The organism is Paracoccus salipaludis (assembly GCF_002287065.1).
In the GTDB taxonomy this organism is placed as follows: Bacteria; Pseudomonadota; Alphaproteobacteria; order Rhodobacterales; family Rhodobacteraceae; genus Paracoccus; species Paracoccus salipaludis.
In genome coordinates this window covers 1-14702 of sequence record NZ_NSJZ01000030.1, presented here as the reverse complement: position 1 = coordinate 14702, position 14702 = coordinate 1, and the positions used below count along the sequence as shown (strand labels likewise).

13 protein-coding genes and 1 pseudogene are annotated in these 14702 nt (G+C 67.3%); 4 read left to right on the top strand and 10 right to left on the bottom strand.

Features of this window, described 5'->3' with window-relative positions; translation table 11 throughout:
- The coding region (locus CK240_RS16400; protein WP_167650080.1) for an integrase core domain-containing protein at positions 1-248 on the top strand (248 nt) is incomplete at its 5' end.
- Here the strand turns inward: CK240_RS16400 and CK240_RS16395 are convergent.
- From CK240_RS16395 to aceE, 9 genes are all read right to left on the bottom strand, one after another.
- Positions 245-1099: a DMT family transporter gene (locus CK240_RS16395; protein ID WP_205957889.1), complete on the bottom strand. Its 855-nt coding sequence runs from the start codon at positions 1097-1099 to the stop codon at positions 245-247. The two genes, CK240_RS16400 and CK240_RS16395, sit on opposite strands and share 4 nt — an antisense overlap.
- Positions 1100-1547: 448 nt before the next feature.
- Positions 1548-1775 carry a hypothetical protein gene (locus CK240_RS19480; RefSeq protein ID WP_095641388.1) on the bottom strand — a complete coding sequence of 76 codons (228 nt, stop codon included), beginning with the start codon at positions 1773-1775 and terminating at the stop codon, positions 1548-1550.
- An 85-nt stretch (positions 1776-1860) separates the two neighbouring features.
- On the bottom strand, positions 1861-2502 hold the full coding sequence (locus CK240_RS16385; RefSeq protein WP_095641387.1) for a LutC/YkgG family protein: 642 nt from the start codon (positions 2500-2502) through the stop codon (positions 1861-1863).
- Positions 2499-3938 carry a lactate utilization protein B gene (locus tag CK240_RS16380; RefSeq protein ID WP_095641386.1) on the bottom strand — a complete coding sequence of 480 codons (1440 nt, stop codon included), beginning with the start codon at positions 3936-3938 and terminating at the stop codon, positions 2499-2501. The genes CK240_RS16385 and CK240_RS16380 overlap by 4 nt, the downstream gene beginning before the upstream one ends.
- A gap of 2 nt (positions 3939-3940) precedes the next feature.
- Positions 3941-4708 (bottom strand): (Fe-S)-binding protein, encoded by a 768-nt coding sequence (locus CK240_RS16375; RefSeq protein WP_095641385.1) that lies wholly within the window; start codon positions 4706-4708, stop codon positions 3941-3943.
- Positions 4709-4718: 10 nt separating this feature from the next.
- A complete protein-coding gene (locus CK240_RS16370) occupies positions 4719-6494 on the bottom strand; it encodes an L-lactate permease (protein WP_095641384.1) in 1776 nt (591 codons plus the stop codon).
- A gap of 111 nt (positions 6495-6605) precedes the next feature.
- Positions 6606-8384 carry a dihydrolipoyl dehydrogenase gene (gene lpdA, locus CK240_RS16365; RefSeq protein ID WP_095641383.1) on the bottom strand — a complete coding sequence of 593 codons (1779 nt, stop codon included), beginning with the start codon at positions 8382-8384 and terminating at the stop codon, positions 6606-6608.
- 14 nt (positions 8385-8398) lie between these two features.
- Entirely contained in the window at positions 8399-9676 is a 1278-nt protein-coding gene (aceF, locus tag CK240_RS16360; protein WP_095641382.1) for a dihydrolipoyllysine-residue acetyltransferase, read from the bottom strand.
- A 21-nt stretch (positions 9677-9697) separates the two neighbouring features.
- Positions 9698-12352 (bottom strand): pyruvate dehydrogenase (acetyl-transferring), homodimeric type, encoded by a 2655-nt coding sequence (aceE, locus tag CK240_RS16355; protein WP_095641389.1) that lies wholly within the window; start codon positions 12350-12352, stop codon positions 9698-9700.
- A gap of 719 nt (positions 12353-13071) precedes the next feature.
- On the opposite strand from aceE, the gene CK240_RS16350 reads away from it, so the two are divergent.
- The 3 genes and pseudogenes from CK240_RS16350 (at position 13072) to CK240_RS19615 (ending at position 14392) form a co-directional block, all read left to right on the top strand.
- Positions 13072-13845, top strand: coding sequence for a FadR/GntR family transcriptional regulator (locus CK240_RS16350; protein ID WP_095641381.1), 774 nt, complete (start codon positions 13072-13074; stop codon positions 13843-13845).
- Between the two features lie 190 nt (positions 13846-14035).
- Positions 14036-14221 (top strand): annotated as a pseudogene (locus tag CK240_RS19620) (recombinase family protein); the annotation flags it as partial.
- A gap of 9 nt (positions 14222-14230) precedes the next feature.
- Entirely contained in the window at positions 14231-14392 is a 162-nt protein-coding gene (locus tag CK240_RS19615; RefSeq protein WP_420818634.1) for a helix-turn-helix domain-containing protein, read from the top strand.
- A gap of 62 nt (positions 14393-14454) precedes the next feature.
- Here the strand turns inward: CK240_RS19615 and CK240_RS16340 are convergent.
- On the bottom strand, positions 14455-14702 hold a 248-nt coding region (locus tag CK240_RS16340; protein WP_167650080.1), incomplete at its 5' end, for an integrase core domain-containing protein.

The following is a 14702-nucleotide window of genomic DNA, read 5'->3' as shown; positions in this document are numbered from 1 at the left end:
GGACCAACGGCCAGGTCGAGCGAATGAACCGCACGATCAAGGACGCGACCGTCAAACGCTTCCATTACGACGATCACGACCAGCTCCGCACCCACCTGTCAGACTTCATGGCAGCCTACAACTTCGCCCGCCGGCTCAAGACCCTCGGCGGGCTCACACCGTATGAATACATCTGCAAGATCTGGACATCCGAGCCAGACAGATTCATCCTAAATCCGATCCACCAGATGCCGGGACTGAACACCTAGCGCCTCGGCACTAGCGCCAGGCCGCCGACACCCGAGGCGAAGATCACGGCAAGGCCCAGCGGGGTCAGCGGTTCCGGCCAGTCGCCGAAGACCAAGAACCCGATCACGGTGGCGGCGATCAACTGGAAATAGATGAGGGGCGCCGAGACCGTCGCCGGCGTCGTCCGGTTCACGACCACCAGCAGATAGTTGCCGAAGGCAGAGGCAAGCGAACTGACGATCACAAGCACCCAGACCCGCAGGTCGGTGCTTGCCGGAATGCTGGCAAGGCCCGCAGGCAGCAGCAGCACCGCCCCGATCAGCAGTTGCGAGCCGAGCAGGAAGGGCGGCGGATAGAAGGCGGTCAGCCAGCGCGTCGCGGCAAGATACGAGCCGTAGAGCGTGCCGGCCAGCACCGCGAAGATCATGCCGGTCCCCATCTCGCCGCCGGGCCGGACGACCAGCAGCACGCCGGCAAATCCCAGCGCCAGCATCACCGTGCGCGCCCAGGACACGCTCTCGCCCAGCAGCAGGGCTGACAGCACATAGGCCACGATCGGGCCGATGAAGAAGGCGCCAAAGACATTCGCGATGGGCTCGGTCCGAAGCGCGGTCAGGATCGAGGCGATGGCGCCGACGATCAGGGCCGCCCGCAGGATCAGCCGCCAGTCCAGCAGGCGCCCCAGGCCGGCCGGCCCCAGGCCCAGCATCCAGAACAGCAGCAGGGCCGCCAGCGCGAAGCGCGACCAGGCCACGAACAGCGGCTGCACCCCCGCCCCCGTCAGCAGCTTGCCGGCCGTGTCGCCGCAGACGATCGCCGTGGTGGCAAGGGCGACAAGGCCAAGAACCGTCAGGGGCGCAGGGCTCTGCATCAGCATTTCCTTCAGTCCGCATCGGCGCGCTATCCGGCAGCGCGCAAGGCCGGATCTGAACCCCCCGCATCCCCGGCTGATGCAAGCCTGCCAAGTCCCGCAGACGCAGGGCGGGGCGGCAGGCCCACGGGCAGCGACCTGAGTTTGCAGGCAGGTTTAGAACATTGCTCCGCCAGATACCCGGAAGAAAGGAAATGATGAAGCCTGCGCATCGGGACACGGCTATAAAGACGTGACATGCCGGGCCGCGCCCCGCCCGGTCCGCCGGTCGCGGGCGGATGGCAGCGGCGACCGGTATCCGGGGAGACAGCAGGCGTTGATGTAGAGGGGCAGGATAGGCCGGAGCCGCCGACAAGGGGGGCAACGGGCCGGTCATAGGTGCCCTTGGGGGTCGAGCCCTCGGTCAGCCCGGTGTTGGCCTCCTACGCGATCACGATCCGTCCCGCCCTCACGCAAAGCTGCAGCACCTGCCACAGTTCAGCAGCGAGCCGGGGCGGACGACCGCCTTGGCCTCGCCGCCACCGGAGCGGTATCCCATGCGGAAGCGCTCGGTGTCCTGCGGCCGGGTCAGGAAGTGGCGCGGCCCCACGGTTGCGCGAAGCGCGTCAAGGAAGGCCGGACGGGATTCGACAGGCGCGGGGTCCGCCTTGAGGTCAGTCGGGGATCGCTGGGTCATGTTCGTGAGCTCCAGTCGGATCGGCGATGACGGGGCAGCCCGGACGCGGGATGGTCCGGGATGCGGATGACGGGCGGGACCGGACTCAGCCGCCGATCATGAGGACATGCAGAAATCCGGGGCCGTGCGCGCCCCGGACATAGCTGCCCTCGATGTCGGTGGTGCCGCTGGGGCCGGTGATTAGGATGGCGTTGCGGGGCTGCGCCGCCCCCTGCATCGCGGCGGCATAGTCTTCGAGATGCGGCAGCAGGCTGCGTTCCTCGAGCACGACGATGTGGTGCAGCGGCAGGAAGGACAGCAGGATCGGCGCATCCGCCCCGGAGTGGATGACCAGCGACCCGGTCTCGGCGATGCCCCAGAGGGCAAGCCCCAGGGCGGCCGTCTGGTCAGGCGCGACGGCGTCATGGGTGTCTATGTCCGTCCAGTCCAGAGCGGCGAGCGCCGGGGCCGGCTGCAGCGCCAGCGCCGGCGGCAGGCCATGTGTGTCCAGATAGCGTTTGACAGCCAAGGGGATCGCCGCCCTGTCGGGCAGATGGTCGAAACTCGTCCCGAGGGCCGAGGCTTTCCGCACAAACTCCGCCGCCAGCACCGCTTCGACAGGCCAGGGGCGGACGCTTTCGGGCGCATCCAGCAGGGCAGCGGCCTCGGCGGCGATGGCCTCGGCGGGCGGAAGGGGCGCCGGGCGGGCGGCGCGGATGGCGGCAAGGATGCGGTCGCGCGCGCTCATTTCCGCGCCTCCCGCCCCGTCTGCCCGGCCCGCCCGGCCTGTCCGGCGCGATACTGTTCCATGAAGGTCCGCCCCGACGGGCGCGGCAGGTCGCGGTAGGCGGTCCAGCCGCCGGCCAGCGGCAGGCTGCCGATCCAGCCGCGCCGCCCGAACAGCCGCAGCGCCCGCACGCCGATGCGGCTGCCCAGGCGGTAAAGCCACGGCCGCCGCGCCGCCATGGCCCAGAGGCCAAGGGCCGCGCGGACGGACCGGGGCTCCAGCCGCTCGCGCCAACTGCGCGTGCGCCAGGCCCGCAGCAGCGTGGGCAGGGGGATCTCGACCGGGCAGACCTCGGCGCAGCGGCCGTTCATGGTGCAGGCATGGGGCAGGTCGCGGGATTGCGCCAGCCCGTCCAGAACCGGCGTCAGCACCGCGCCCATGGGACCGGGATAGGTCCCGCCATAGGCGTGCCCGCCAATCTGGCGATAGACCACGCAATGGTTCATGCAGGCCCCGCAGCGGATGCAGCGCAGCATGGGGCGGAACTCGTCGGCCAGCATCCGCGTGCGGCCGTTGTCCACCAGGACGATGTGCATCTCCTCGGGGCCGTCGGCGTCGCCGGGGCGTTTCGGGCCGCAGTGGAAGGTGGTGTACTGCGTCATCTCGCCACCCGTTGCCGACCGCACCAGCAGCCGCAGCAGCGCGAAGGCGTGGGCGGTGGATGGCACCAGCTTCTCGATCCCCGCCGTCACGATGTGGATGCGGGGCGGCGTGGTGGTCAGCTCGGCGTTGCCCTCGTTGGTGACGGTGCAGGTGGCGCCGGTGTCCGCGACCAGGAAGTTCGCCCCCGAGATGCCCACGTCCGCGCCCAGGAACTTGGCCCGCAGCTCGCGCCGGGCGCTTTGCACCATGGTTGCCGGATCATCGGCGGCGGGCGGCGGATGATGGGCTTCCTTGAACAGGATGGCCACCTGCTCGCGGGTGCGGTGCATGGCGGGCCACACGATATGCGACGGCCGTTCGCCCGCAAGCTGGATGATGTGCTCGGCCAGGTCCGTCTCGACCCGCTCGATCCCGGCGTCGGCCAGCGCATGCGGCAGGCCGATCTCTTCGCCCAGCATGGATTTCGCGCGGGTGACAAGCTTCGCGTCCGCCTCAAGGCAGATGCGGGTGATGATGGCGCGGGCCTCGGCGTCGTCGGCGGCCCAGTGGACCTGCGCGCCCGCGGCGGTGGCGTTCCGTTCGAACATCTCGAGGTAGTGGTCGAGATGGGCGATGACATGGTCCTTGATGGCGCGGCCCCGTGCGCGGGCGGCCTGAAACTCGGGGAAGGCGGCGACCGCGACGGCGCGCTTGCGCTCGGCGTTGCCGGTGGTCCGGTCGATGGCGATCTTCAGGACCGCGTTCTTCAGTTCGGCGTCGGCGCGTTCCTTGAAGCCTTGCTGCGGCGCGTTCATGCTCAGCCCTCCTCGCCGATGGCGGGGCCGCCCGCGCGGCCCGCGACAACCTCGATGGTGTGGAAGCAGCGGGTCTTCGCGCCGCGCCGGTGCAGCTTGCCCGCCATGTTCATCAGGCAGCCGAGGTCGCCCGACAGCAGCAGGTCGGCCCCGGTGCGCTCGACCGCCTCGGCCTTTTCGGTGACGATGGCGTTCGAGATGGAGGAATATTTCACGCAGAAGGTGCCGCCGAAGCCGCAGCAGACGTCGTTGCCTTCCAGCCCCCGCATTTCAAGCCCCTCGACCGAGGCGAGAAGCGCGCGCGGCTGCGCGGCGATGCCGAGTTCGCGCAGGCCCGCGCAGCTGTCGTGATAGGTCGCCGTCGCGTCAAGACGGCGGCCCTGGGGGCGGTAGCCCATGACATCTACCAGGAAGCTGGTGATCTCGTGGGTCCGGGCGGCAAAGTCGCGGGCGCGGGCGGCCCATTCCGGGTCGCCCGCCAGCAGTTCGGGATAGGCGTGCACCATCGTCCCGGCGCAGGACCCCGAGGGCAGCACGACATAGTCGTGGCCCTCGAAGGCGGCGATGGTCCGGCGCGCAAGGTCCGCCGCGTCCTTGTCATCGCCGCTGTTCAACGCCGGCTGGCCGCAGCAGGTCTGGGCCTGCGGCACCTCGACCCGGCAGCCCGCTTCCTTCAGCAGCTGGATGGCCGCAAAGCCGATCCCGGGCCGGATGGCATCGACAAGGCAGGTCACGAACAGGCCGACGCGGGGATTGGGCTTTGCGGACATTTCACCTACCTCAGCTTCGGACGGCGACGGGGTTGGACGCGCGCCCCCGGTTCCGCGACATGAACAGCAGCACGGCCGAACCCCAGATCACGGCGGCGATCCACCACATGTTGAATCCCCCGGCCAACAGCGCAAGCCCGATGAACCCGCCCTGGACGATGTAGTAGGTCATCGGGATCAGGGTCATGCGGATGATCTCGCCCTCGCGGTTGACGAGGCCCACCGTGGCCGAGGCGGCCACCACGTTGTGCACGCAGATCATGTTGCCCGCGGCCCCCCCGATGGCCTGCAGCGCCACCACGGTGCCCGCGCCCGCCGCGCCCAGGCCGATCTGCTCGGCGGTCGAGAACTGGAACAGCGAGAACATCATGTTGCTGACCGTGTTCGACCCGGCGACGAAGGCGCCCATCGACCCGATCAGCGGCGCGAACATGGGCCAGGCCTGCCCCACCGCGGACGACACGCCCTCGGCCAGGACGATCGGCATGCTGGCCAGGCTGTCCGAGGCCGAGTTGATGAACACCTGCACCATCGGCACCGCCAGCAGCAGCGCGGGCGCGGCGGCGATCATGGTCGAACCCGAGGACCGCAGCGCCCGGCCATAGTCCCGCCCGCTCATCCCGTGCAGGAAGAAGGTGAAGATCGACGCAAGGATCAGCACCGTGCCGGGCAGATACAGAACCTGCACCCGCGCGTTGATCCCCGAGCTGAACAGGTTGTCCAGCGCCAGCGTCACCTCGGGCGAGGTGAGCCATGCCTTGACCGGTCCGACCGCGCGGGTCAGCACCAAAAGCGCCACGACCAGCAGATAGGGCGCCCATGCCTTCAGCAGCGGCATCACCGGACGGCTGGCGTGGTGATCCTCAAGGTCGTCCAGCTTGCCAACCCAGGCGTCGTCCCATTGGGTGCGGGGCGGGAAGTCGAAGATCTCCTTCGGCATCAGGAAGCCCGCCCGCGCCGCCGGAACGACGATCAGCAGGCCGATGATGCCGCCCAGAAGCGACGGGAACTCCGGCCCTAGGACGTTGGCGATGATCCAGTAGGGGATGGTGAAGGCGAGGCCCGCGAACAGCGCGAATTTCCAGATGCGGAAGCCTTCGATGAACGAGCGGTTGGATCCGAAGAAGCGCGTCAGCATCCCGACCAGCATCAGCGGGATCAGGAAGCCCACGAGGCCGTGGATGGTGGCGACCTTGACGGCGATCTCCAGCAGATAGTCGCTGTAGGCCATCGGCGCGATGGTCGACTCGACGATCTCCTGGCCGCCGAGGCCGGTGTTGACGCCGACGAGGATCGGCGTGCCGACCGCGCCGAAGGACACCGGCGTGCTTTGAATGATCAGCGTCACGAGAACCGCGGCCATGGCGGGAAAGCCGATCGCGACCAGCAGGGGCGCGGCGATGGCGGCGGGGGTGCCGAAACCCGACGCGCCCTCGATCAGCGAGCCGAACAGCCAGGCGATGATGATGGCCTGCACGCGCCGGTCGGGCGAGATGCTGGTGAAGCCGCTGCGGATGGACCGGATGCCGCCGCTTTCCTCAAGCGTGAACAGCAGCAGGATCGCGCCGAAGATGATGTAGAGCAGGCTGATCGCGGTGATGGCCCCGTTGGCGGTGGCCCCCAGAACCTTGTTCAGGTCGGTGCCCCAAACCAGAAGGGCCGTTGCCGCCGTAACCAGGTAGGCCACGAACATCGAAAGCTTGGCCGAGCGTTCCAGCACCACCAGCAACAGGAACACTGTCGCGATCGGCAGCAGGGCCAGGATGAATATCAGGAAACCAGTCATCTTTCCTCCTCGGATCACGGGGACAGCCCCGCCGTCTTGTTGCTCCAGTGGTCCCCGGCGCTACCTCCCGTGCCGGGGCTTTCAGGAAACCGGGATACGGGCGCGCCCGGCTCAGTGCCGCTTCTTCGGCGGGATCAGGTCGGTGATCGTGCCCTCGAACATCTCGGCGGCGAAGTTGACCGTCTCGCTCAGCGTCGGGTGGGGATGGATGGTATGGCCCAAGTCCACCGCGTCGGCGCCCATCTCGATCGCCAGCGCCACCTCGGCGATCAGGTCGCCCGCGTTCGGCCCGACGATGCACGCGCCGATCACCCGATCGTCGGCCTCGTCGAAGATGACCTTGGTGATGCCTTCCGACCGGCCCAAGGACAGCGACCGCCCCGAGGCCGCCCAGGGGAACACCCCCTTGCCGATCTTGCGGCCTTCGGCCCTGGCCTGCGCCTCGGTCACGCCGACCCAGGCGACCTCGGGGTCGGTGTAGGCGACCGAGGGGATCACGCGGGCGTCGAAATGGCGGTTTTGCCCCGCTGCAACCTCGGCCGCGACCTTGCCCTCGTGCACCGCCTTGTGCGCCAGCATCGGCTGACCCACGACGTCGCCGATGGCGAAGATGTGCGGCACGTTGGTGCGCTGCTGGCTGTCCACGGCGATGAAGCCGCGCTCATCGACCGCGACGCCCGCCGCCTCGGCCCCGATCAGCTTGCCGTTCGGGCGGCGGCCGACCGCGACCAGAAGCCGGTCGAAGCTGTCGGTCGAGGTCGCGCCCGTCTCGTCCTCGAAGGTGACGGTCAGGCCGTCGTTGCCGGCCTTGACGTCCGTGACCTTCGTCCTGAGCAGGATCTTCTCGTAGCGGCCCTCGATGCGCTTGTGCAGGGGCTTCACGATGTCCTTGTCGGCACCGGGGATGATCTGGTCCATCAGTTCGACCACCGTGATGCGGGTGCCGAGCGCGTCATAGACGCAGGCCATCTCCAGCCCGATGATGCCGCCGCCCAGCACGAGCATCCGTTCGGGGATGCCGTCCAGTTCCAGCGCGCCGGTGGAGTCAATCACGCGGGGGTCGTCATGCGGGATGAAGGGCAGCGTCACCGGCTCGGATCCGGCGGCGATGATGCACTGGTCGAAGCTGACCGAGGCCTTCGTGCCGTCCTGTTCGACCTCGATCATGTTCGGGCCGGTGAAGCGGCCGTAGCCCGTCACCACCTGCACCTTGCGGCCCTTGGCCAACCCGGACAGGCCGCCGGTCAGTTGCTTGACAACCAAGTCCTTCCAGCCGCGCAGCTTGTCGAGATCCACCACGGGCGTGTCGAAGGCGATGCCGTGGCCGGCCATCTCCTCGGCCTCGGTGATGACCTTGGCGGCGTGCAGCAGCGCCTTGGAGGGGATGCAGCCGACGTTGAGGCAGACGCCGCCGAGGGTCGGGTTGCGCTCGATCAGCACGACCTTCTTGCCGAGGTCTGCGGCCCGGAAGGCGGCGGTGTAGCCGCCAGGGCCGGAACCGAGCACCACGACCTCGGCATGGACGTCGCCGCGCGCCGAGGCGGGAACCGCCGCCGCCGGGGCGGGCTGCGGCGCGGCCGGGGCGTCAGCCGGGCCGCCGCGCCCGCCATATCCGCTGTCGGTGCTGCGCGGCTCGACCTCGCCCGCGCCCGGACCTGTGCCTGCGGCCTCCAGCGTCAGGATCAGTGCGCCTTCCGACACCCTGTCGCCCGGCTTCACCGCAATTGCCGCGATCCGGCCGGCGGCGGGAGAGGGCACCTCCATCGTCGCCTTGTCGGACTCAAGCTCGATCAGCGGTTGTTCCTCGGCCACCTCATCGCCCACGGCCACGAGGATGCTGATGACCGGCACGTCCTTGAAATCGCCAATATCGGGAACCTTGACTTCCATGACGTCGCCCTCCCTTACAGCATGATCCGGCGCACATCGCCGAGCAGGTGCCGCAGCGTCGCGGCAAAGCGGGCGGCCAGCGCCCCGTCCACCGCGCGATGGTCGTAGCTCAGCGACATCGGCAGCATGTTGCGCGCCACGAACTGCGCGCCGTCCCAGACCGGGGCCATCCGCGACCGGGTCAGGCCCAGGATCGCGACCTCGGGCGCGTTGACGATCGGCGTGAAGGACGTGCCGCCGATCCCGCCCAGCGACGAGATGGTGAAGGTCGCGCCCTGCATGTCCTGCGACTTCAGCTCGCCCGCGCGGGCCTTGGCGCTCAGCTCTCCCAGTTCCTTGGAGATCTCGATGATCCCCTTACGGTCGGCGTCCTTGATGACCGGCACGACCAGGCCGTTTGGCGTGTCGGCGGCAAAGCCGATGTTGTAGTAGGACTTGCGGATCAGTTTGTCGCCGTCGGGATGGATCGACGAGTTGAACTCCCAGTGTTTCCGCAGGGCCGAGACGCTAGCCTTGATGACGAAGGACAAAAGCGTGACGCGGTATCCGTCCTTCTTCGCCTCGTCGTCCAGCTCCTTGCGGTAGCGGTCGATCTCGGTGATGTCGGCGTCCTCGTTGTGGGTGACGTGGGGGACGTTCAGCCAGGACCGGTGCAGCGCGGGGCCGGACAGCTTCTTGATGCGCGGCATCTCGACGTCCTCGACGGGGCCGAACTTCGAGAAGTCCACCACCGGGATCGGCGGGATGCCCATGCCGCCCTGCGCGGGGGCCGCCGCCACGGGGGCGGCGCTGGCCTTCAGCGCGGCGGCCACGTCCTCGCGCAGGATGCGGCCCTTGCGGCCGCTGCCGTTGATCCTGCCGAGGTCGACCCCCAACTGGCGGGCGAAGGCGCGCACCGAGGGCGAGGCATGGGCCTTGCCGAAACCGCTGTCGGTGATAGCGCCCCCCGCCGGGGCTGCCGCGACCGGGGCCGCAGCAGACCCCGCCGCCGGGGCGGGCCGGTCCGGGATGTTCTGCTTGGGCGCGTCCTGCGCCGGGGCGTCAGCGGCCGTCACTCCTTCGGCCTCGACGGTCAGGATCAGCGCGCCTTCGGACACCCTGTCGCCCACGTTGACCGAAATCGCGGCGATCCGGCCTGCGACGGGGCTTGGCACCTCCATCGTCGCCTTGTCGGATTCGAGCTCGATCAGCGGGTCCTCGACGGCGATGCTGTCGCCGACATTCACGAGGATGCCGATGATCGGGACATCCTTGAAGTCGCCGATGTCGGGAACGTTCACTTCGATTGCCATGTGGTTCCTCCTCGTTCCCGATCAGACCAGCCGGGGGTTGGGCTTGCCGCCGTCGATGTCGTATCTGCTCAGTGCGTCCCGCAGCGTGGCCTCGTCGATCGCCCCCTCGCGGAACAGATCGACCATCGCCGCCGCCGCGATGTGGTTGGCGTCCACCTCGAAGAAGCGGCGCAGGTTCACGCGGCTGTCCGAGCGGCCAAAGCCGTCCGTCCCCAGCACCGTGTAGCGGCCGGGCACGAAGGCGCGGATCTGTTCGGCATAGTTCTTCATGTAGTCGGTGGCGGCGATGAATGGGCCCTTCGCCCCTGACAGCGCCTGCGTGACATAGGGCACGCGCGGCGCCTCAAGCGGGTTGAGCCGGTTCCACCGCGCCGCGTCCTGGCCGTCGCGGGCCAGTTCGTTGAAGCTGGTGGCCGACCAGATGTCGGCAGTGACGCCGAAATCGGCTTCCAGCATGTCGGCGGCCTTGATCGCCTGCACCAGGATGGTGCCCGAGCCCATCAGGTTCACGTGCCGCTCTGCCGGCTGGGCGGCCTCGCGGAAGCGGTAGAGGCCGCGGATGATGCCGTCCTCGACGCCGTCGGGCATGTCGGGTTGGCTGTAGTTCTCGTTCATCAGGGTCAGGTAGAAATACACATCCTCCTGATCCTGGAACATCCGCGTGAGCCCGTGATGGACGATGACCGCCACCTCGTGCTGGAAGGTCGGGTCGTAGCTGATGCAGTTGGGGATGGTGCCGGCCAGGATGTGGCTGTGGCCGTCCTCGTGCTGCAGCCCCTCGCCGTTCAGGGTCGTGCGGCCCGCCGTGCCCCCCAGCATGAAGCCGCGGGCGCGGCTGTCGCCGGCGGCCCAGGCAAGATCGCCCACCCGCTGGAAGCCGAACATCGAATAGTAGATGAAGAAAGGGATCATCGGCACGCCGTGGTTGGAATAGGACGTGGCCGCCGCGATCCAGTCGGCCATGGCGCCGGCCTCGTTGATGCCTTCCTGCAGCACCTGTCCGTCCACCGCCTCGCGGTAGTAGGACATCTGCTCACGGTCCTCGGGCGTGTATTTCTGCCCTTCGGGGTTGTAGATCCCGATCGAGCGGAACAGCCCCTCCATCCCGAAGGTGCGGCTTTCGTCCGGCACGATCGGCACGACATGCTTGCCCAGGTTCTTGTCGCGGATCAGCGTGGTCAGTATCCGCACGAACGCCATGGTGGTCGAGATCTCGCGCTCGCCTGTGCCGGTCAGCTGCGCCTGGAACGCCTCCAACGGGGGGATCTCCAGCTTCGGCGCCTGCGAGCTGCGCTTGGGGAAGTCCCCGCCAAGGGCCTTGCGGCGGTCGGCCAGATAGGCCTTCTGCGCGGTGTTCAGCGCGACGAACGGCGCCTTGAGCAGATCCTCGTCCGAGACCGGGATCCTGAAGCGGTCGCGGAAGGCGCGCAACTGCTCCTCGGCCATCTTCTTCTGCTGGTGGGTGATATTCTGGCCCTCGCCGGCCGAACCCATGCCATAGCCCTTGATGGTCTTGATCAGCAGGCAGGTCGGCTGGTTCTTCGTCTCGATGGCCTTGCGGAAGGCGGTGTAGACCTTTTCGGGGTCGTGGCCGCCGCGGCTCAGCGCCCAGATCTGGTCGTCGGTCCAGTCCTCGACCAGCGCCGCGGTTTCAGGATACTTGCCGAAGAAATGCTTGCGGATGTAGGCGCCGTCCTTCGACTTGAAGGTCTGGTAGTCGCCATCCACGGTCTCGTCCATCAGTTGCCGCAGACGGCCGGTGGTGTCCCTCTCCAGCAGCTGGTCCCAGCCCTTGCCCCAGAGCAGCTTGATGACGTTCCAGCCGGCGCCCCGGAAATCGCCCTCCAGCTCCTGCACGATCTTGCCATTGCCGCGGACCGGCCCGTCCAGCCGCTGCAGGTTGCAGTTGATGACGAAGATCAGGTTGTCCAGCTTCTCGCGCGAGGCCAGATCGATGGCGCCGCGGCTTTCGGGCTCGTCCATCTCGCCGTCGCCGAGAAAGCACCAGACCTTGCGGTCGGCCATGTCGATCAGGCCCCGGTTGTGCATGTATTTCATGAACCGCGCCTGGTAGATCGCCATCAGCGGCCCGAGGCCCATCGAGACGGTCGGGAACTGCCAGTAGTCCGGCATCAGCCAGGGATGCGGATAGGACGAAAGCCCGCCCCCGCCCACCTCGGAGCGGAAGTTCAGCAACTGCTCCTCGGTGATCCGGCCTTCCATGAAGGACCGCGCGTAGATGCCGGGGATCACATGGCCCTGGAAGAACACCAGGTCGCCCCCGTGAATCTCCGACTGCGCGCGCCAGAAGTGGTTGAGGCCCACGTCATACATCACCGCCGACGAGGCGTAGGAGGCGATGTGCCCGCCGTATTCGCTGGATTCCTTGTTGCGTCGCACGACGGTTGCCATGGCGTTCCAGCGGTTGATGGTGCGGATGCGCCATTCCATCTCCAGATCGCCGGGGAACTCGTGCTGGTCGTCCACAGGGATCGTGTTCTGATAGGGCGTCGTAGCCGAGAATGGCAGGTTGGCGCCGGCCGCGCGGGCCTGCTGCACCGCCTTGTCCAGCAGGAAATGCGCGCGGTTCGCGCCGTCGCGCTCGATCACGTCGGCGATCGCGTCCTGCCATTCCTGCGATTCGACGGGGTCGATGTCAGAAGCCTGATCTTTCATCATGTTTCCCTTGGCTGAAGCACTATCCGAGGTATGCGAAGGTTGGCGTAGGCGGGCACAAGGCGCGCCTTGCAGGGGACGCAGCGGCGGCCGATCCCTGAAGGGCGCCCGGAGATGTCAGAGCGGCCAGGGCGATGACGGTTCCGGCCATCCTGCGCCGTCCTTTCACCCAGACATGGCCTCAGCCTGCGCAGAACTTTTCCGCGCACACAACGATTTCCGGATGGTCCGTCCTGTTGATATGCGCCTCGCCCGCCTGGGAAACGCGGAAGCGGCGACCGGATCATGGCAACGGCGCGATCCGTCATGCCTCGCCGGGCAGGCGGTACGCTCCGGGGTCGCGTGAGGCTGGACTCGGGACTTGCGCAGGCCCGGCCCCTGAAGCCGTGCCTTGGCAAGACGCAAGCGTCTTGCTCGGTATGATCGGCATCCTCTCGCTCCCTCTGACCGCCCCTCCCGGCGGGCGACAGCGATCTGTCGCACGAGGTTAATAATATTGTCCTCTGCAGACGGTCAATATTTTTCTTTACCACAAGAGGGGGCTGAGCAAGATTCCAGGGCGACCACGCCGTAGGAAGAGGCATGGGCCGCAAAAGGTGGTTTCGATAAAATTCGTGATTACAGATACTTGCTCAACCGTTAGACTGCCTTGAAACCAGCCCTTCCAAGGTAAACATTATTACTGACTGTCTGCGCCGAGCAGTCGAGGAGTGCCGACCATGATCGCAGTGGATGTCTTTGAACCCATCGACCACGAATCGGTGGTCCAGATGGTAGTGGACAAGATCGAGACGATGATCGTTGACGGGGTGCTGAAGGGCGGCGCCCGCCTGCCGTCCGAACGCGAGATGGCCGACGCCTTCCACGTCTCGCGCCCGAAGCTGCGCGAGGCCCTGCAGGTTCTCGAAAGCCGCAATCTCGTCACGGTCCGCCACGGCGACGGCACCTATATCGCCGAACTCACCGGACGGGCGATGTCGCCCGCGATGCTGGCCCTTTATGCGCGCCATGGCGAGGCGTTCCACGATTATCTGGAATACCGCCGCGAGCAGGAGGCATTCGCGACCCGCCTCGCCGCCCAACGCGCGACCGCGGCCGACAAGGAACGCCTGGCCGCGATCCGGGACGAGCTTCGGGCCGCCTGGGACGCCCAAGACCGCGAGGCCGAGCAGGAGGCCGATTTCCGGCTGCACAGCGCGGTCGTGGACGCCAGCCACAACACGACGCTGATCCACATGATGGCCTCGGTCTTCGACCTAACCAGGCGGGGCATCTTCTACAACCGCGACCTGCTGCGCAGCATCGACGGCACCGGCCGCAAGCTGCTGGACCAGCACCTCGAAATCATCGCGGCGATCGAGGCGGGCGACGCCGCCCTGGCCGACAAGGCTGCCCGCGATCACCTGGATTTCGTCGAGCAGTCGATCCGCCTTGGCCGGGAACTGCAACGCCGCGAACGCCGTGCCCGGATGCGGCTCAACTCGGCGGAGTAACGGGAGGGGAAGCGGCTAGTGGCACGGTGACGGCGCCGAAATGGGACACAGGCCGCAGAAGCGTGCCAAGATCGGTATGATCGGCAGAACCTGGCATTGATGATGGTCTGGGTAGCCCTCATCAATGCCGTGCTGTACACTCCTAACATATAGTGCAGTTGTCTTCTAAAAATTACACGCACGCTCGACCCGCGACCTGCTCGACATTGCCGAGAAGCTGAACGAGATCGGAGCGGGACTTCGCTCGTTGGCCGAACCGTGGGCGGACACGACCTCTCCGGCGGGGCGCATGGTGCTGACAGTGTTCGCGGGTATGGCCGAGTTCGAGCGCGAGCTGATCCATCAGCGCACGAGCCACGGCCGGAACGCGGCCAAAGCGAGGGGTGTGCGGTTCGGCCGTCCTCTCAAGCTGACAGCGGATCAGCGGGCGCTGGCCGTGCGGCTGATTGCCGAAGGAAAGTCGGTCCGCGAGGCCGCAGGGCTTCTGAACTGCCATCCGGCTACCCTCTACCGGGCACTTCCCGTAGCGGATCTCTCGCCTGACTAAGCGAAAGCCGGCATGCCGCTTTGAGCCGAGGCTGTGTGAAAACTCGGATTTTTCTGATCCAGCTAGGTGTTCAGTCCCGGCATCTGGTGGATCGGATTTAGGATGAATCTGTCTGGCTCGGATGTCCAGATCTTGCAGATGTATTCATACGGTGTGAGCCCGCCGAGGGTCTTGAGCCGGCGGGCGAAGTTGTAGGCTGCCATGAAGTCTGACAGGTGGGTGCGGAGCTGGTCGTGATCGTCGTAATGGAAGCGTTTGACGGTCGCGTCCTTGATCGTGCGGTTCATTCGCTCGACCTGGCCGTTGGTCC